Raw genomic sequence first — 16,794 nt, 5'->3', positions numbered from 1 at the left:
GGGGGATTTGAGGAGAATTTGAGAATGCTGCAAGTCGACACGCTGCACCAGTACTACGGCGGTAGCCACATCCTGCGCGGCCTGAGCTTTGACGTGAAGGTCGGGGAAGTCACCTGCCTGCTCGGGCGCAACGGCGTGGGCAAGACCACCCTGCTCAAATGCCTGATGGGTCTGTTGCCGGCCAAGGAAGGCGCAGTGAATTGGGAAGGCAAACCGATCACCACGTTCAAGCCGCATCAGCGGGTGCACGCCGGGATCGCTTATGTGCCGCAGGGCCGGGAAATCTTCGGCCGCCTGACGGTGGAAGAAAACCTGCTGATGGGGCTGTCGCGATTTCCCGGCAGCGAAGCCAAAGAGGTGCCAGGTTTCATCTACGAATTGTTCCCGGTGCTGCTACAAATGAAGCAGCGGCGCGGCGGCGACTTGTCCGGTGGTCAGCAACAACAGTTGGCCATTGGTCGAGCCCTGACCAGCCGCCCGCGTTTGCTGATCCTCGACGAGCCCACCGAAGGTATTCAGCCGTCGGTGATCAAGGAGATTGGCGCGGTGATCAAAAAGCTCGCCGCCCGAGGCGACATGGCGATTCTGCTGGTGGAGCAGTTCTACGATTTCGCCGCTGAACTGGCCGATCAGTACCTGGTGATGTCCCGGGGCGAAATTGTCCAGCAGGGACGCGGAGAAAACATGGAAGCCGAGGGTGTGCGCGGACTGGTTACGATCTAACCTGTAGCGTCCTGACGATAATCAGAAAACATGAATTTACCTTTAACGACTGCCCTGTTTACCCCGAGCTGGCATGCCGAGCTGGAGTTGGCGTACGCCCGCTTCGGCGACTGCACGCGCCCGGTTCAGCGCCGGCACCTCGGCCCGCTGCGGGTGCAGAAGCATCTGTATGCAGAAGGCCCCGAGGTCTGCCAGCACATCATCGTCCATCCGCCGGGTGGCATTGCCGGCGGTGATCGGCTGGACATCAGCGCCCGTGTCGAACCACACGCCTGGGCGCAGATCACCAGCCCCGGCGCGGCCAAGTGGTATCGCGCCGCGGGCCCGGCCTTTCAAAAGCTCGACTTGAAAGTGGCTGCCGGAGCAACGCTGGAATGGCTGCCACAGGAAACCATCGTCTACAGCGCGGCACAGGCTGAGCTGACCACCTCGATTGAGCTTGAGGGGGATGCGCGGCTGTTCTACTGGGACGTGGTGGCGCTGGGTCGTCCGGCCAGCGGCGAGCGTTTCGACCTCGGGCATTTTCAATCGCACCTGGATATTCGTCGCGACGGTCGATTGCTCTGGCATGAGCGCCAGCGCATTGTCGGCGATGACGGTTTGCTCGATTCGCCGATAGGGCTGGACGGCCAACCGGTGTTTGCCACGTTGTTGGTGACCGGTGAGATTGATGCCGAACGGCTGGAACACTGCCGCTCGCTGGGCCATGACGTGCGCGGGGATCTGACGCAGTTGCCGGGATTGCTGGTTGCCCGTTGCCTGGCGAGCGAGGCACTGCTGGCCCGCGCCTGGCTGATCGACTTGTGGCGCTTGCTGCGCCCCGCCCTGCTAGGCCGCGACGCCCTGCCCCCAAGAATCTGGAACACCTGAAATGCATGACAACTTTTCAATCTGCCCTGATGGATATCCACAATGGACCTGACCCCACGCGAAAAAGACAAGCTGTTGATCTTCACCGCCGGCCTCGTCGCCGAGCGGCGTTTGGCGCGCGGTGTGAAGCTCAACTACCCCGAAGCCATGGCCTACATCTGCGCCGCGCTGCTCGAAGGCGCCCGTGACGGCCAGACCGTGGCCGAGCTGATGCACTACGGCACCACCCTGCTGACCCGCGAACAAGTGATGGAAGGCATCCCGGAGATGATCCCCGAGATCCAGGTCGAAGCGACGTTCCCCGACGGCACCAAACTGGTCACTGTTCACCAACCGATCGTCTGAGGCCGGGCCATGACTTACAGCATTCGCGATGCGCTGCATGCCGACCTGCCGGCGATCCGCGACATTTACAACGACGCGGTGCTCAACACCACGGCGATCTGGAACGACGCGCCCGTCGACCTCGGCAACCGTCAGGCATGGTTCAGCGCCCGTCAGGCCCAGGCTTATCCGATTCTGGTGATCGTCGACGCCGACAACGCGGTGCTCGGCTACGCTTCTTTTGGTGACTGGCGGCCATTCGACGGTTTTCGTCATACCGTCGAGCACTCGGTTTATGTGCGCAGCGACCAACGCGGCAACGGCCTCGGCCCGCAACTGATGAGCGTGCTGATCGAGCGGGCCCGGGCCTGTGGCAAACACGTCATGGTCGCCGCCATCGAAACTGGCAACGCTGCCTCGATTGCTCTGCATGAACGCGCCGGTTTCATCACCACAGGCCAGATGCCGCAAGTCGGCACCAAGTTCGGTCGCTGGCTCGACCTGACTTTCATGCAGCTCACCCTCAACCCTGGCGCGCAGCCGCCTGACGCCAACAAGGAGTGACATCGATGAACGCCGCCCAACTGCGCCGCGTCAATGCTGAAAGCTTTGCCCACTATCGTCAGGGCCTGATCGATCTGCTGCTCGATGCAGTGGGTTATGGCGCCAGTGTCGGATTCATGGCCGACCTCGATGCGGCTCAGGCTCGCGCCTATTTCGATGAGGTTCAGGACAACATCAACAAAGGCAGCGTGTTGCTCTGGGTGGTGGTCAAGGACGAGCAAGTGCAGGCCAGCGTGCAACTGGGACTGTGCCAGAAGGCCAACGGCCTCAATCGCGCCGAAGTGCAGAAGCTGCTCGTGCGCGAACACGCCCGTCGGCGTGGCCTTGGCCAGCAATTGATGAGCGCCCTGGAGCTTGAAGCCCCAAGGCACAAACGCGGCATGCTTTACCTCGACACCGAAGCCGGCTCTCCAGCCGAAGACTTCTACAGGGCGCTTGGCTACATCCGCGCAGGTGAAATCCCCGACTACGCCTGTGACCCGCACGGCACCTACCGGCCAACCGCCCTCTACTACAAGATTCTGCAAGGAGCCCAGTGATGATTCCCGGTGAATACCAGATCCAGCCCGGCGACATCGAACTCAACGTCGGCCGCCGCACGGTCAGCCTGAAAGTCGCCAACAGCGGCGACCGGCCGATTCAGGTCGGCTCGCACTATCACTTTTTCGAAACCAATGACGCCCTGACCTTTGATCGAGCGGCCAGCCGTGGCATGCGCCTGAATATTCCGGCCGGCACGGCGGTGCGCTTCGAGCCGGGACAGAGTCGCGAGGTTGAGCTGGTGGATTACGCCGGGCATCGCCGGGTGTTCGGTTTTGCCGGACGGGTGATGGGTGATCTCTAAGTAATGCGGTGTCTGCTCTGGCCCCTTCGCGAGCAAGCCCGCTCCCACATTTGGACCGCGTTCCCTTGTGGGAGCGGGCTCGCTCGCGAATCTGTGAGCGCAGCGAACAGTCTCAAACTCAACTGAATTTCAAGGCGAACGAATGAAGATCTCCCGTCAAGCCTACGCCGACATGTTCGGCCCCACCGTCGGCGACAAGGTGCGCCTGGCCGACACCGAGCTGTGGATCGAGGTCGAAAAAGACTTCACCACCTACGGCGAAGAAGTGAAATTCGGCGGCGGCAAAGTCATCCGCGACGGCCAGGGACAGAGCCAGTTGCTGGCCGCCGAGGTGGTCGACACCGTGATCACCAACGCACTGATCGTTGATCACTGGGGCATCGTCAAAGCCGACGTCGGCCTCAAGGACGGCCGCATCGCCGCCATCGGCAAGGCCGGCAACCAGGACGTGCAACCCAACGTGACCATGGCCATTGGCGCCGGCACCGAAGTGATCGCTGGCGAAGGCATGATCCTCACCGCCGGCGGCATTGACACGCACATCCACTTCATCTGCCCGCAGCAGATCGAAGAGGCGCTGATGAGCGGCGTCACCACCATGATCGGCGGCGGCACGGGACCGGCCACCGGCACCAACGCGACGACCTGCACTTCCGGCCCGTGGCATCTGGCGCGCATGCTCCAGGCCGCCGACGCCTTCGCGATGAACATCGGCCTCACCGGCAAGGGCAACGCCAGCCTGCCGGAGCCGTTGATCGAACAGGTCAAGGCCGGCGCCATTGGCCTCAAGCTGCACGAAGACTGGGGCACCACCCCGGCGAGCATCGACAACTGCCTGAGCGTTGCCGATCAATACGATGTGCAGGTGGCGATCCACACCGACACCCTCAACGAATCCGGCTTCGTCGAAACCACCCTCGGCGCGTTCAAGGGCCGCACCATCCACACCTATCACACCGAGGGTGCCGGTGGCGGCCACGCGCCGGACATCATCAAGGCCTGCGGGTTTGCCAACGTGCTGCCGAGTTCGACCAACCCGACCCGGCCGTTCACCCGCAACACCATCGACGAACACCTGGACATGTTGATGGTCTGCCACCACCTCGACCCGAGCATCGCCGAAGACGTCGCGTTCGCTGAAAGCCGCATCCGCCGCGAGACGATTGCCGCCGAAGACATCCTCCACGACCTCGGCGCCTTCTCGATGATCAGCTCCGACAGCCAGGCCATGGGCCGTGTTGGCGAAGTCATCACCCGCACCTGGCAAACCGCCGACAAGATGAAAAAGCAGCGCGGCCCGTTGCCGCAGGATGGCGAAGGCAACGACAACTTCCGCGCCAAACGCTACATCGCCAAATACACCATCAACCCGGCGATCACCCATGGCATCAGCCATGAAGTCGGTTCGATCGAAGTCGGCAAGTGGGCCGATCTGGTGCTTTGGCGTCCGGCGTTTTTTGGTGTCAAACCGACGCTGATTCTCAAGGGCGGCGCGATTGCTGCCAGCCTGATGGGCGATGCCAACGCCTCGATCCCGACCCCGCAACCGGTGCACTACCGCCCGATGTTTGCCAGTTATGGTGGCTCGCTGCACGCCACCAGCCTGACCTTCATCAGCCAGGCCGCGCAGGAGGCCGGTTTGCCCCAAGCATTGGGTTTGAAGAAGAAGATCGCCGTGGTCAAAGGTTGCCGCGAGGTGCAGAAAACCGACCTGATCCACAACGATTACCTGCCGAACATCGATGTCGATCCGCAGACGTATCAAGTCAAGGCTGACGGTGTGCTGCTGTGGTGTGAACCGGCGGAAACGCTGCCGATGGCTCAACGCTACTTTCTGTTTTAGAGCCCGCGTCCCGAGTACGGACACTCGTGTCCGTACTCGAGATCCCTGCATAGGTGACGGTGTCCCGATTTACGGCGGGACTGATGACTCACCCACAGATCAGCCACGCTCTTGAATCCGCCCCGCTCAGTGGTGTATCAGCAATGAGATTACAAACATTCCATCATGGAGCCGGAAACAACAAAGCGACCATCTCGCGAGAGTAGTGATAATTCAACCTTAGTTCCTTACCCGCCGGAATATCCGTGGTTGCAAAAACAGTACTCAGCTCTAATCCTCTGCGAACCACCTCTCCCCCGGATCGGTCTTCGGCGTCAACGCGAAAAGCAACGGTTTCAACGTTATACCCTCCCGGCGATTGTCGCAGTGGCCGGCCGGCCGCGTTAAATACGAAGTTGGTGTTGATTCTGGAAACAATATTGTCGCCCGCCACAACGATTGAAAATTCCCGGGGCCTGCCATCCTCTATAAAAGTGCCGGTAGTTGCGTACATGGCAAATGTTTGTTCGGCCAGTGACAGGCGAGCGGCAGGTACAAGATCTCCACCATATACCCCAATGATTTCCCCTTTGCTGATGCGCCGGTTCGCCACCACCATCGATTGTCCGATCAGAGCCTTTTCGCCGGGAACGATAATGTCTGCTTCAGTAAAGGTCCGTAACTGCAGTTTTTCCTCATACAACCTGGCGACCTGTTCAAAACCACCCGCCTTCAGGTAGGGCAGAACCTGCTCCGAGGTGTATCTGTTTCCACTGGCCATGGACGCTTCTGGCTCAATGCTTCTGACATACATCGGTTTGCCATCAATTCCCCTGATCGGATATTTACCATTGTTGGCACGGTTGTATGAGCCCAGCTTGTTGTTCTCGCCCGAATAACGCACATAGTGGCGCATGCTGCTGAGTTCTTCAGGGGTATAAGGCTTGATCGGCATCGACTCCGACGCCAGTTCAAAAACATCATCGGGAGAATCCGATCGCGTCGGCAATGATTCCAGCGCCAATTCGAACTCTTCATCGGAATGCCCGGCCTTCATTCCGCCCTTGCGACCTCGACGATGCCAGGTACCCGCCGCATCGGGAGTGGCAATGATCCCGCTGCTGAGCAGCTCGGACGGTTTTTGGGGGTCGCGTACCCGCAGCAGGTAATGCTGCCCGTCTCCCGCGTCAGGTGACCGGGCGGCGAAGTATTTGGCGCCGTTGAATTCCACTTCGTGCGCGGCCGACAGTTTCAGTTGCACGGTTTTGTCAGATGCGAATATCCGAGGGCTGGCGGATCGGCTGGCACCCGATCCGAATTCACTCAGCTCGGCCCATTGCCCACTGACAGGATCACGCTCCAGCGCAGGCCCCGACGCAAACCGTTCGCTTTCCAGTCGTGCCCGGTACAGACCGGTTTGCGGATCCGTTGCGACAGGCACGATATCTCCGCCCGACACTTCGGCATAACCACGTCCCTTGACTGACCGTAAACCGTGCGCGTCGGCCTCCGGCAGTTGGACCGACGCCCTGAACGCGTAATCTGGCAAAGTGTTTCGAGTCACCGCCCGGGCGAAGTCGGGAGGGGGGGTGACCGCGCTGATCGTGACCGTGGATGCTGGCAAAGATGTATCAGGCGTCACGCCGGCGGCGGTGCCGTCACCGCGCAGATTTCGCGCTGGCGCGATGTCAGGAGAAAGGAAATCGAAGCGGTGTAGCGTATCGCGAGGCGGCGAGACAGCGCCCGACGGTGGCGTGGGCCCTGTGTGCCCATCGACAGAGGCAGGGCCTTTGGAAGGCGGTTTTCGTACCATGAATTATTCGTCCTTGAATAGGTTTTATCAGTGACCGACATCGGTAACCGAGTAGCGTGCTGCATGATTGCTTGTTGACTGTGTAACTGCCGCGCCCGGTATCAGACAAGTACATATCCTTATGTACGACGCTATATAAACAACACAACCAAAACATCTTATAAAACGGAAAGCATGCACTTAAGATCATCTGCAACTCTTTCATGCACGATAAAAATACCAGATACCTCGCAGATAAAAACAACTAAAAATCATCAAGAAACAGCTCACAAATAGCAGCCAATCATTCACAATTTCGAAGTTTAAGTTTATGAATCAATACCAAGCCGTACTATCAGAACAATAGAAACTTTCCGATACGTATCAACGGTACTGTGGCAGGGGCTACAAAGAGGTTAATATCCCGAAACAATCCAGAAGGGAACCTGCCATGCGCCTATCCGAATTCATCAGGCAACACGTTGATCGTATCGTCGATGAATGGGAGGAGTTCGCAGGCACCATTACGCCCGCCGCCGATTATCTGGACTCGACCGCGCTGCGTGATCACGCCAAGGCCATCCTGCTGGCCGCCGCACGGGACATGAACAAACCGCAGAGCCCCGACGAGCAAGCGGCCAAAGCCAAGGGTGAAGGCCTGGAAGTAACCCCCAGCCTCAATCAGGCCGGCTCCAGCCATGGCGAACTGCGCCACACCGTCGGTTTTGATCTGGTGCAGATGACCTCGGAGTTTCGCCACTTGCGCGCCTGCGTGATCCGCCGCTGGGTCGAAAGTCTGGGGACGCCGGAGATGGTGTACTTCCAGGACATGATCCGTTTCAACGAAGCCATCGACCAAGCGTTGGCCGAGTCGACTGCAGCCTACGCCGAGCAGGTCGAGCGTTCGCGGGACATTTTTCTCGCCATCCTGGGGCACGATTTGCGCGTGCCGCTGCAAGCGGTGAGCATGTCCAGCGAATTGCTCTTGCGCAAAACCAGTCTGGAGGGAGATGCGCTGACCTGTGCCCTGAACATCAAGCGTGGCGCCCGGCACATGGCGTCGATGGTCAGCGACTTACTCGAACTGGTGCGCTGTCGTCTGGGAAAGAGCCTGCCGATCGAGTCAGTGCCAATGGACATGGCCGACGCTGCAAGGGCAGCGATTGCCGAGGCCCGCGCCGGCAATCCGCAGTGCCATCCAACGTTGAAAATCAGCGGCGACACTCACGGAACGTGGGACGCGGGGCGGATCGATCAGTTGCTGCAAAATCTGATCGGCAATGCCTTGCAGCATGGTTCGAATCAACGCGACGTAGCGATCGACCTCAGGGGCGAAGGCGACAGCGTGCTTGTGTCAGTGCATAACCACGGTACGCCGATTCCCGAAGAGGCGATTGGCACGATTTTCGACCCGTTGGTGCGCAGCGCCGACGAGCAACTCGGTCAGCCGTCAACCAGCCTGGGGTTGGGTTTGTTCATCGTCAAGGAAGTGGTCAGCGCCCATGGCGGGACGATTGAAGTCAGCTCGAACGAGGCTGACGGGACGCGCTTCAGCGTGGTGTTGCCCAGAAACGTTTAGTCAGGATTAGCGCGTTATCGTTCTTCGCGAGCAAGCCCGCTCCCACAGAAGTCCGCATTCCACTGCGCACAGAAGTCCGCATGCCAATTGTGGGAGCGGGCTTGCTCGCGAAGGGCCATGCCCAAACAACCGATCGACATCAGACAAGCTATTCGACCACCAAGCGTCCCAACCGCTGCTTGAGCATGCGGTTCTCGGCCCGCAGTTGGCGAACCTCCTCAAGCAGATCGAGCGCCAGCGCCACCCCTTCCCACTCCAGCTCCAGATCGCGCCGCAACTTGGCGGCGCGTTTGGCCAGGGCCAGTTCGTAGTCGGTGAAACGCCAGTCCCGGGGCTGCGCGCCCTGAGGTTCGAGGATGCCGTGTTCGACGATTTCGATCACGTAGACGTCCGATAAATCGGCTGCCTCACAGAATTCTGCCATGTCCAGTTGAACGATCAGGGGGCTGCTCATGTTGGGCTACTCCGTCGCTGGGTTCAGAAGTTCTCTCGCGGATTGAAGGCGGCTTTCTTCGCCAGTTCCTGCCACAACGCGATGACCTCATCGTCTGCGGTTTTCGGCATGACGGCCTTGAGCTGCACGAACAGGTAACCGCGCTCGCCCGCCTTGTTTTTCAGACCATGACCCTTGGCCCGCATGCGCTGACCGTTCTGGCTGCCGGCCGGCACTTTGAGGTTGATCTTGCCGGTCAGGGTCGGCACGGCCACTTCAGCCCCCAGCACCAGCTCCCACGGCGCCAGTGGCAGCGTGATGATCAGGTTGTCGCCTTCGACATCGAACTTGGGGTGCGGCGCAAAACGAATCGTCAGGTACAGATCGCCATTCGCCCCGCCACCGATGCCCGGCGCGCCCTGGCCTTTGAGGCGGATGCGCTCGCCGTCGGCCACGCCTGCCGGGATCTTCACGTTCAGGCTCTTGGTGGTGTTGCTGACGTGCTGGCCGTTAGCGTTGTATTGCGGCACCTGGAAGGTGACTTTCTTGGATTCGTTCGAAAGCGTCTCTTCAAGGAAAACCGGCAGTTCCATTTCCACGTCTTGCCCTCGGCGTCCCGTACTGCGTTGTTGCCGACCTTCGCCGCCACCGAAACCGGGGCCGCGATTGCCAAAGATCGAACTGAAGAAGTCCGAGAAATCGCCGGTGTCCTGACCGCCGCCAAAGCCGCCACGGCTCTGCCAGCCCGGTGGCCCCTGGAACGGTTGTCCGTGCTGGCCATAGCGGCGCAGTTCGTCGTATTCGGCGCGTTTGTCCGCGCTTTTCAGCGCTTCATAGGCTTCCGAGGCATCCTTGAACTTGGCCTCGGCGTCTTTTTCCTTGCTGACATCGGGGTGGTATTTGCGCGCCAGCTTGCGATAGGCCGCCTTGATGGCCTTGTCGTCTGCTGTCGGCTCCACGCCGAGTATCTTGTAATAGTCTTTGAAGTCCATTGAAGGAGTCACCATCCGTTATCGATTTCGCGCCGATGCCAGCATGCGCCTATTTGCGCGTGCCGGGTTGACCGATCTCAAACTTGTGACCGGGTGGCGCAACAGAAGTTTATCGGCAGTGGGCGGCGGTTCTTGCGACCGCCGGTATGTCTGCCTGCCCATGCCAGCAAGTTTGGGGCAAAGCTGAGACTTTCAACCCAGCGTGCTCGTGAAATAGCTGATGACCGGCCTTCGAATCTGCCGCGCACTGACATACACTGCGCGGCCGTTTTTTGACCGGAACCCGAAAGACATGAACAACGCCTCTCCAGCCCGTGCCTGCGGCATCGACTTCGGCACGTCCAACTCCACCGTCGGCTGGCTGCGCCCCGGCATGGAAACGATGATCGCGCTGGAAGACGACAAGATCACCCTGCCGTCAGTGGTCTTCTTCAACATTGAGGAGCGCCGTCCGGTGTACGGTCGCCTGGCGCTGCACGAGTACCTGGAAGGCTACGAAGGCCGGCTGATGCGCTCGCTCAAGAGCCTGCTCGGCTCCAAGTTGATCAAGCACGACACCAGCGTCCTGGGCACCGCGATGCCGTTCAAGGACTTGCTCGGTCTGTTCATCGGTCAGCTCAAGAGCCGTGCCGAAACCGCCGCCGGTCGGGAATTCGAGCAAGTGGTGCTGGGCCGTCCGGTGTTTTTCGTCGATGACGATCCGCTGGCCGACCAGGAAGCCGAAGACACGTTGGTAGACGTCGCGCGCAAGATCGGCTTCAAGGACGTGTCATTCCAGTACGAACCCATTGCCGCGGCCTTCGACTACGAGTCGACCATCGAGAAAGAAGAGCTGGTACTGATCGTCGACATCGGCGGTGGTACGTCCGACTTCTCGCTGGTGCGTCTGTCGCCCGAGCGTCGCGGTGTGGATAACCGTCACGACGACATCCTCGCCACGGGCGGCGTGCACATCGGCGGTACCGACTTCGACAAACAACTGAGCCTGCAAGGCCTGATGCCGCTGTTCGGCTACGGCAGCCGTATGAAGAGCGGCGCCTACATGCCGACCAGCCACCACATGAACCTGGCGACCTGGCACACGATCAACTCGGTGTACTCGCAAAAATCCAGCCTGGCGCTGGGCAGCATGCGCTACGACATCGAAGACACCGGCGGCATCGATCGCCTGTTCAAACTGATCGAACAACGCGCCGGGCACTGGCTGGCGATGGAAGTGGAAGAGACCAAGATTCAGCTCACGCATACCGACAGCCGGCATGTGCCGCTGGATCGCATCGAAGCCGGGCTGAGCGTGGAACTGACCCGTGCCCTGTTCGAATCAGCCATCGACGCGCAACTGGAACGGGTTCGCGGCAGCGTCACGCAACTGTTGAACGACGCCAATGTATCGGTAGGTCAGGTGGATACGGTGTTCTTCACCGGTGGTTCCAGCGGCATTCCGGCGCTGCGCAACAGCGTCTCGGCGATGCTGCCGAATGCGCGACATGTCGAAGGCAATATCTTTGGCAGCATCGGCAGCGGTCTGGCGATTGAAGCCATGAAGCGTTATGGCGCCATGGCCTGATCCGAAATCGGCGGTGCGCCCTTCGCGAGCAAGCCCGCTCCCACACTGGATTGCATTCTAGCTGAAGGAATGCGGTCAAATGTGGGAGCGGGCCTGCTCGCGAAGAGGCCCGCTCAAACACTACAAAATCTGAATCAAACCATCCCGCCCAGCTTCAACTCACTCTTGAGATACGCGTAGTAAATCGGCCCCGCCACCACCCCCGGCAGGCCGAACGCGGCCTCGAACACCAGCATCGCCAGCAGCAACTCCCACGACTTGGCACTGATCTGCCCGCCGACAATGCGCGCGTTGAGAAAGTATTCGAGCTTGTGGATAAAAATCAGGTAGCCCAGCGCCGCCAGCGCCACCCAGATCGACAGCGACAGACCGACAATGGTAATCAGGGTGTTCGACATCAGGTTGCCGATCACCGGCAGCAGGCCGAGCAGGAAGGTCAGCACGATCAGGGTTTTGGTCAGCGGCAGTTTGATGCCGAACATCGGCAGGATCACCGCCAGGAAGATGCCGGTGAAGAAGGTGTTGAGCAGGGAAATCTTGATCTGCGCGAAGACGATGTTGCGAAACGCCTGCACCAGCAGGTGCAAGCGGTCGAACAGTGCGGCGGCCAGCGGCTTGCGCTTGGTCACGTCCGGTATGCGCTGCAGCGCGATGATTGCGCCAAGCACCATGCCGATCAGCAGCGTGACGAACATGTGCGCTGCGTCCTTGCCCACCAGTTGCAGATCGGCCAGGTGTTTGCCGGCCCATTCGCCGATCGCCACGCGAAATTCCGCCGCACTGGCCGGCAGGTAGGCGTCGATGAACGGCGGCAACTGACCGCGCGCGCGATCAATCACGCCCATGAATTTGTCGAGCGCCGCCCCGGGATTTTCCGCTTCGTGCAGCAGGAAACTGATGGCGCCGGCGAAGAGCAGCGCCAGCACACTGACCACCAGCGTACCGAGCAACGCCACCGCCAGCCAACGTGCGCGGCGGCCTTCAATCAGCCGTTGCAGTTGCGGGGTGAGCATGTTGACCAATTCGAACACCAACAATCCGGCCAACAGACTGGGCAGCAAGCGCAGCGGCAACACCAGCAGCAAACCGCCGAAAATGATGATGCAACTGACCCAGAACACAACATGACGCTGAGAAAACGTTGGCATACAGCCTCAAAACGAACGGCGTAAAAGGATGGGCAGTCTGCCAGCGATCCGGGGGGAGCACTAGGAATATGCAGGGGCGAAGGGTGTGGGTGCGCTCAATGGCCCCATCGCGAGCAGGCTAGCTCCCACTGGGGTACGCATTTCAATGGGGGAGCGAGCCTGCTCGCGAAGAGGCGGGCCCGTTCGCCGCATATCCCTGCTGATTACTTTTTCTTCAGGCAATCACTCATGAAAGTCTTGCGTGCATCGCCGGTCAACGCCTTGGTTTTCGCATCAGCGTTGCAGGTTTTCATTTTCTGCTGCTGGGGCGTCATCGCCTTGCCATCGTTGGCTGCTGGCGCGGCTTTGAGGCAGGTGCTCATGAACGTTTTGCGCGCATCGCCTTTCAGGCTCTTGGCGGTCGCATCGGCATTGCAGGTGGTCATTTTGTTCTGTTGCGCGGTGGCGGCAAAACCCTGGAAGCACAGCAGCAGACCGATCATCAACAAAGGGACACGCAACATCTTCATGGAGTTTTCTCCTTGTCGCCGCACCGATGGATGCGGCCTACGCAGAAGTGTAGCCAAATCTTGTTACACCTTCCTGCCTTCCAGGTGGCTGCGCCGGTACTGCTCCGGCGTACATCCGGCCTGACGGGCGAACATGGCGATAAACGCCGAGCCACTGCTGTAACCCAGGTCGAAGGCGATTTCCTGCACGCTGCGCGACGTTTCCAGTGCATCGATCGCGGCGAGATAGCGCAGGCGCTGGCGCCACTCACCGAAACTCATCCCCAGTTCGCGCACGAACTGCCGAGCCAGCGTGCGTTCGCTGACATGCACTTGCGCCGCCCACTGTGCCAACGGCTGGTTGTTGCCCGGATAGGCCTGCAACGCGTCGAGGATCGATAGCAAACCGGGACTGCTGGCATACGGCAGGTAACACTCATGCACCGGCGCCTGTTGCAGTTGATCGACCAGCACCTGGGCCAGACGCTGATCGGCATCGTGTTCGGGGATCTTCACGTCGCGGGCGGCGAAGTCCTTGAGGATCGCCTTGAGAATGTCGCTGATCGCCAGCGTGCAAGCCCGCGCCGGCAACTCGGCACAGACCTTGGGCGCGAGACACACCGCCCGATAATTGACCGGTTGATAGCTGTAGAAACTGTGCTCGACCTGCGGCGGCACCCACACCGCGTATTGCGGCGGCGACATGAAACGGCTGCCGTCGACGTCCATGTGCAGCACGCCATGAGCCGCATACTCCAGCGTGCCCCACGGATGGCGGTGCGGCGCGGCGAATTCGTGGGCGTTGAAGTCGGCGTAACGGAAGTACACCGTCGACGGCAGTTCGCTGAAATCCAGCAGATCGATGTGTTTGCTGTTCATGCTGTCCGGTTTCAGAGGCAGGTTGTCCGGTTCGAAGTATAGGGCTGTATCCAGACAGAGGATAATCACGCTTCATTAACGTTCTGGTTTCAACGCATGCAATACGCTTTTCCCCTGCTGGCGATTTTTATCTGGGCCGGCAACACCGTGATCAACAAGCTCGCCGTCGGCGCGATCTTCCCGGCCGAAATCGGTTTCTACCGCTGGCTGCTCGCCGGCTTGCTGTTCACCCCGTTCATGCTCAAACCGGTGATTGCCCACTGGTCGAAGATCCGCCCGAACCTGGGCAAAATCTTTGTGCTCGGGGTGCTCGGCATGGCGGTGTACCAAAGCCTCGCCTATTTCGCAGCGACCCTGACCACAGCGACCAACATGGGCATCATCCTGTCGCTGATGCCCTTGATGTCGCTGGCCATGGCGATCATCAGCCTGGGCCAGCGCCTGACCGCCGGTGCATTGGTCGGTGCCGTGCTGTCGTTTGCCGGTGTGCTGGTGGTGGTGTCGTCCGGCAGCCTCGGCGCGCTGCTGCAACACGGGGTGAATCTGGGGGACGCGATGATGCTGATCGCCACCCTGGCGTACGCGGTTTACAGCACGTTGCTGAAGAAATGGCAGCTGCGTTTGCCGCCGCTGGTGTTGCTGTATTTGCAGGTGCTGGTGGCGATTGTGGTGTTGTTTCCGCTGTTTGCTGTTTCGCCGAAAACCGGCCTGACCCTGCAGAACATTCCGTTGGTGTTGTACGCGTGTCTGTTGGCTTCGATGCTGGCGCCATTGGCGTGGATGCAGGCGGTGCAGCGCCTGGGGCCGAGCCGCACCACACTGTTCTTTAACCTGCTGCCGTTGATCACGGCGCTGATTGCGGCGCTGGTGCTAAAGGAGCAATTGGCGATGTATCACTTGGTCGGCGGGTTGTTGACCTTGGGAGGGGTGATTCTTTCCGAGCGCTGGACCACCGTGCTGGGCCATAAACGCCGCGTTGCCTGATCCGGCCTCTTCGCGAGCAAGCCCACTGCCCCATTTGGCCTGCATTTTCCTGTGGGGACGGGCTTGCTCGCGAAGAACGCTCACTTGGGCTGACCGCTAGACCCCGGCAGCCTTGAGCCGCGCCGCATGCTCGACAAACAGCCGCACCGGATCAGCCCCCTTCCCGACCAGCCCCAGCGACTGGTTGACGATGTCGAAATGATCCAGAGGAAAGTCATCGCCAATCACCGTGCCCAGATGCGAGCTGTAACGCCCGACCATGCCGTCACACTGCCCCGCTTCACGTTCGAACGTCGTGGCAAACAGCCGACAGCTGCGATGGGTGCCGTCAAACAGATTACCGCCGCGATCGGTCTTGCCCGGCTGTAACGTCCCCGACCACGAGTAATAACGCACGCCATTGACCACTTCCGGCCCGTGCCCGCCCCAGGTGTCGGGCAGCCCCTGTGGATAACGCTGATTGAACAGCGCCACGCCTGCTGTCGTCAGCGAGTGATGCGAGGCATGGATATCCACCGGCAGTTTCGGCCCGTGATAACCGGTGTCGAGTAACGCCATCATCCAGCCGATAGCGCGTAGCAACGCATCAAGAACGCGCCCTTTGGCACTGTCCGCGGGGTAGTGCTTGAGCAGGTAATCGGCCAGCTCCGAACCGTGATTGGGCCCGGCGACCGAGGTCACCGAAGCCACCAGATCCGGACGTTTGGCCGCCGCATAACGCGCCGTCAGCGAGCCTTGGCTGTGACCGAACAGGTTGACCTTGGCCGCGCCGGTCTCGCGCAAAATCTCCTCGATGCGCCGCAGCAACTGCTCACCGCGCACCTCGGTCGAGTTGAGCGGCGACACCTGCACGGCAATCACCGTCGCACCACCACGGCGCAACGCCTTGATGATCCCGAACCAATACGGATAAAACACCAGCCGGATAAACCCGAGCATGCCCGGCACCAGCACCAGTGGATAACGCGTCGACATGGGCAAACATCCTTGTGGTCGGTGAGTGGATGCAAGGCGTGCAAAACGCCCGCCAAGCATCCGCCCTGAACATGACAACTCGATGAGCAGCCTGCCCCCCCCGCCACCATCAGCCCCACCGGTAAGCATTTGGATGACGGGCGTCAAGACCGCAAAAAATCCCATAAAACTTTTTGCGTCGCTCAAGACTCACAACCTGGGTAGGCGATCACGACTGTAGAACGTGGCGCCAATCGGATTAGCCTCCAGGAGACTGAAATGAGCGACCTGCATTTGTCTGATGTTCAAACCCTGCGCGAGCGCGCACGGCAACACGTTGAAAACGGTGCCGTCACCGAAAGCTACAGCGCCAACCGTGAAGAGGTGCTGCGCTTGCTCAACGAATCGCTGGCCACCGAACTGGTCTGCGTCTTGCGCTACAAGCGCCACTACTTCATGGCCAACGGTTTGAAAGCCAGCGTGGCCGCCGACGAATTCCTCGAACACGCCATTCAGGAAGCGCAGCACGCTGACCGCCTGGCTGAACGCATTGTGCAATTGGGCGGCGAGCCTGAGTTCAACCCCGACCTGTTGTCCAAGATGTCCCACGCCCAGTACGTGGCCGGCAACACCTTGAAGGAAATGGTCTACGAAGACCTCGTGGCCGAACGGATCGCTATCGACAGCTACCGCGAGATCATTCAGTACATCGGTGATAAAGACCCGACCACCCGGCGTATCTTCGAAGATATTCTGGCTCAGGAAGAAGAACATGCCGATGACATGGCGGACATTCTGAACGACCTCTAAACCTTCGAAATTGCCATCGCG

At 60.1% G+C, this 16,794-nt stretch carries 18 protein-coding genes; 11 read left to right on the top strand and 7 right to left on the bottom strand.

What is annotated here, in order from left to right:
* Positions 1–24: 24 nt before the first annotated feature.
* From urtE to ureC, 7 genes are all read left to right on the top strand, one after another.
* Positions 25–723 (top strand): urea ABC transporter ATP-binding subunit UrtE, encoded by a 699-nt coding sequence (urtE, locus tag AACY11_RS04525; protein WP_339493963.1) that lies wholly within the window; start codon positions 25–27, stop codon positions 721–723.
* A gap of 30 nt (positions 724–753) precedes the next feature.
* Positions 754–1,593 (top strand): urease accessory protein UreD, encoded by an 840-nt coding sequence (locus tag AACY11_RS04520; RefSeq protein ID WP_339431818.1) that lies wholly within the window; start codon positions 754–756, stop codon positions 1,591–1,593.
* A 42-nt stretch (positions 1,594–1,635) separates the two neighbouring features.
* A complete protein-coding gene (gene ureA / locus AACY11_RS04515; RefSeq protein WP_339431817.1) occupies positions 1,636–1,938 on the top strand; it encodes an urease subunit gamma in 303 nt (100 codons plus the stop codon).
* Between the two features lie 9 nt (positions 1,939–1,947).
* Complete coding sequence (locus AACY11_RS04510) at positions 1,948–2,481, top strand: GNAT family N-acetyltransferase (protein ID WP_339493961.1); 534 nt, start codon at positions 1,948–1,950, stop codon at positions 2,479–2,481.
* 5 nt (positions 2,482–2,486) lie between these two features.
* On the top strand, positions 2,487–3,020 hold the full coding sequence (locus tag AACY11_RS04505) for a GNAT family N-acetyltransferase (RefSeq protein WP_339431815.1): 534 nt from the start codon (positions 2,487–2,489) through the stop codon (positions 3,018–3,020).
* Entirely contained in the window at positions 3,020–3,325 is a 306-nt protein-coding gene (locus AACY11_RS04500; RefSeq protein WP_007915947.1) for an urease subunit beta, read from the top strand. The genes AACY11_RS04505 and AACY11_RS04500 overlap by 1 nt, the downstream gene beginning before the upstream one ends.
* A 142-nt stretch (positions 3,326–3,467) precedes the next feature.
* A complete protein-coding gene (gene ureC / locus AACY11_RS04495; RefSeq protein WP_339431814.1) occupies positions 3,468–5,168 on the top strand; it encodes an urease subunit alpha in 1,701 nt (566 codons plus the stop codon).
* Between the two features lie 163 nt (positions 5,169–5,331).
* Here ureC and AACY11_RS04490 read toward each other — a convergent pair whose 3' ends face one another.
* A complete protein-coding gene (locus AACY11_RS04490) occupies positions 5,332–6,960 on the bottom strand; it encodes a hypothetical protein (RefSeq protein WP_339493960.1) in 1,629 nt (542 codons plus the stop codon).
* 430 nt (positions 6,961–7,390) lie between these two features.
* Between AACY11_RS04490 and AACY11_RS04485 the strand changes: the two genes are divergently transcribed.
* Positions 7,391–8,518 (top strand): sensor histidine kinase, encoded by a 1,128-nt coding sequence (locus AACY11_RS04485; protein ID WP_339431812.1) that lies wholly within the window; start codon positions 7,391–7,393, stop codon positions 8,516–8,518.
* Positions 8,519–8,666: 148 nt separating this feature from the next.
* Here AACY11_RS04485 and AACY11_RS04480 read toward each other — a convergent pair whose 3' ends face one another.
* Complete coding sequence (locus tag AACY11_RS04480; protein ID WP_339431811.1) at positions 8,667–8,972, bottom strand: chaperone modulator CbpM; 306 nt, start codon at positions 8,970–8,972, stop codon at positions 8,667–8,669.
* 23 nt (positions 8,973–8,995) lie between these two features.
* Positions 8,996–9,943, bottom strand: coding sequence for a DnaJ C-terminal domain-containing protein (locus AACY11_RS04475; protein ID WP_339431810.1), 948 nt, complete (start codon positions 9,941–9,943; stop codon positions 8,996–8,998).
* 292 nt (positions 9,944–10,235) lie between these two features.
* On the opposite strand from AACY11_RS04475, the gene AACY11_RS04470 reads away from it, so the two are divergent.
* Positions 10,236–11,510, top strand: a complete 1,275-nt coding sequence (locus AACY11_RS04470) for an Hsp70 family protein (RefSeq protein ID WP_339493958.1) — start codon at positions 10,236–10,238, stop codon at positions 11,508–11,510.
* Positions 11,511–11,644: 134 nt separating this feature from the next.
* On the opposite strand, the gene AACY11_RS04465 is transcribed toward AACY11_RS04470, so the two are convergent.
* The 3 genes from AACY11_RS04465 to AACY11_RS04455 all read right to left on the bottom strand — a co-directional run bounded on the left by AACY11_RS04465 (position 11,645) and on the right by AACY11_RS04455 (position 14,025).
* A complete protein-coding gene (locus tag AACY11_RS04465) occupies positions 11,645–12,658 on the bottom strand; it encodes an AI-2E family transporter (RefSeq protein ID WP_339493956.1) in 1,014 nt (337 codons plus the stop codon).
* Between the two features lie 203 nt (positions 12,659–12,861).
* Positions 12,862–13,167, bottom strand: coding sequence for a PsiF family protein (locus tag AACY11_RS04460; RefSeq protein WP_339464598.1), 306 nt, complete (start codon positions 13,165–13,167; stop codon positions 12,862–12,864).
* Positions 13,168–13,230: 63 nt separating this feature from the next.
* Positions 13,231–14,025 carry an AraC family transcriptional regulator gene (locus tag AACY11_RS04455; RefSeq protein ID WP_339493954.1) on the bottom strand — a complete coding sequence of 265 codons (795 nt, stop codon included), beginning with the start codon at positions 14,023–14,025 and terminating at the stop codon, positions 13,231–13,233.
* A gap of 96 nt (positions 14,026–14,121) precedes the next feature.
* Between AACY11_RS04455 and AACY11_RS04450 the strand changes: the two genes are divergently transcribed.
* A complete protein-coding gene (locus AACY11_RS04450) occupies positions 14,122–15,009 on the top strand; it encodes a DMT family transporter (protein ID WP_339431805.1) in 888 nt (295 codons plus the stop codon).
* A 96-nt stretch (positions 15,010–15,105) separates the two neighbouring features.
* Here the strand turns inward: AACY11_RS04450 and AACY11_RS04445 are convergent, their stop codons facing one another.
* On the bottom strand, positions 15,106–15,984 hold the full coding sequence (locus AACY11_RS04445) for a triacylglycerol lipase (protein WP_339431804.1): 879 nt from the start codon (positions 15,982–15,984) through the stop codon (positions 15,106–15,108).
* A gap of 258 nt (positions 15,985–16,242) precedes the next feature.
* On the opposite strand from AACY11_RS04445, the gene AACY11_RS04440 reads away from it, so the two are divergent.
* On the top strand, positions 16,243–16,773 hold the full coding sequence (locus tag AACY11_RS04440) for a ferritin-like domain-containing protein (protein ID WP_221732851.1): 531 nt from the start codon (positions 16,243–16,245) through the stop codon (positions 16,771–16,773).
* The last annotated feature ends 21 nt before the right edge of the window (positions 16,774–16,794 follow it).

Source organism: Pseudomonas sp. RA_105y_Pfl2_P56, assembly GCF_963970845.1.
GTDB lineage: Bacteria > Pseudomonadota > Gammaproteobacteria > Pseudomonadales > Pseudomonadaceae > Aquipseudomonas > Aquipseudomonas baetica_A.
Note: the sequence above shows the minus strand (reverse complement) of the source record. Positions and strands in the feature narration are given on the sequence as shown.

Excerpts from the sequence above, each read along its gene's own strand:
- urtE (WP_339493963.1), top strand. The coding sequence starts at position 25 with ATGCTGCAAGTCGACACGCTGCACCAGTACTACGGCGGTAGCCACATC.
- AACY11_RS04520 (WP_339431818.1), top strand. The coding sequence starts at position 754 with ATGAATTTACCTTTAACGACTGCCCTGTTTACCCCGAGCTGGCATGCC.
- ureA (WP_339431817.1), top strand. The coding sequence starts at position 1,636 with ATGGACCTGACCCCACGCGAAAAAGACAAGCTGTTGATCTTCACCGCC.
- AACY11_RS04510 (WP_339493961.1), top strand. The coding sequence starts at position 1,948 with ATGACTTACAGCATTCGCGATGCGCTGCATGCCGACCTGCCGGCGATC.
- AACY11_RS04505 (WP_339431815.1), top strand. The coding sequence starts at position 2,487 with ATGAACGCCGCCCAACTGCGCCGCGTCAATGCTGAAAGCTTTGCCCAC.
- AACY11_RS04500 (WP_007915947.1), top strand. The coding sequence starts at position 3,020 with ATGATTCCCGGTGAATACCAGATCCAGCCCGGCGACATCGAACTCAAC.
- ureC (WP_339431814.1), top strand. The coding sequence starts at position 3,468 with ATGAAGATCTCCCGTCAAGCCTACGCCGACATGTTCGGCCCCACCGTC.
- AACY11_RS04490 (WP_339493960.1), bottom strand. The coding sequence starts at position 6,960 with ATGGTACGAAAACCGCCTTCCAAAGGCCCTGCCTCTGTCGATGGGCAC.
- AACY11_RS04485 (WP_339431812.1), top strand. The coding sequence starts at position 7,391 with ATGCGCCTATCCGAATTCATCAGGCAACACGTTGATCGTATCGTCGAT.
- AACY11_RS04480 (WP_339431811.1), bottom strand. The coding sequence starts at position 8,972 with ATGAGCAGCCCCCTGATCGTTCAACTGGACATGGCAGAATTCTGTGAG.
- AACY11_RS04475 (WP_339431810.1), bottom strand. The coding sequence starts at position 9,943 with ATGGACTTCAAAGACTATTACAAGATACTCGGCGTGGAGCCGACAGCA.
- AACY11_RS04470 (WP_339493958.1), top strand. The coding sequence starts at position 10,236 with ATGAACAACGCCTCTCCAGCCCGTGCCTGCGGCATCGACTTCGGCACG.
- AACY11_RS04465 (WP_339493956.1), bottom strand. The coding sequence starts at position 12,658 with ATGCCAACGTTTTCTCAGCGTCATGTTGTGTTCTGGGTCAGTTGCATC.
- AACY11_RS04460 (WP_339464598.1), bottom strand. The coding sequence starts at position 13,167 with ATGAAGATGTTGCGTGTCCCTTTGTTGATGATCGGTCTGCTGCTGTGC.
- AACY11_RS04455 (WP_339493954.1), bottom strand. The coding sequence starts at position 14,025 with ATGAACAGCAAACACATCGATCTGCTGGATTTCAGCGAACTGCCGTCG.
- AACY11_RS04450 (WP_339431805.1), top strand. The coding sequence starts at position 14,122 with ATGCAATACGCTTTTCCCCTGCTGGCGATTTTTATCTGGGCCGGCAAC.
- AACY11_RS04445 (WP_339431804.1), bottom strand. The coding sequence starts at position 15,984 with ATGTCGACGCGTTATCCACTGGTGCTGGTGCCGGGCATGCTCGGGTTT.
- AACY11_RS04440 (WP_221732851.1), top strand. The coding sequence starts at position 16,243 with ATGAGCGACCTGCATTTGTCTGATGTTCAAACCCTGCGCGAGCGCGCA.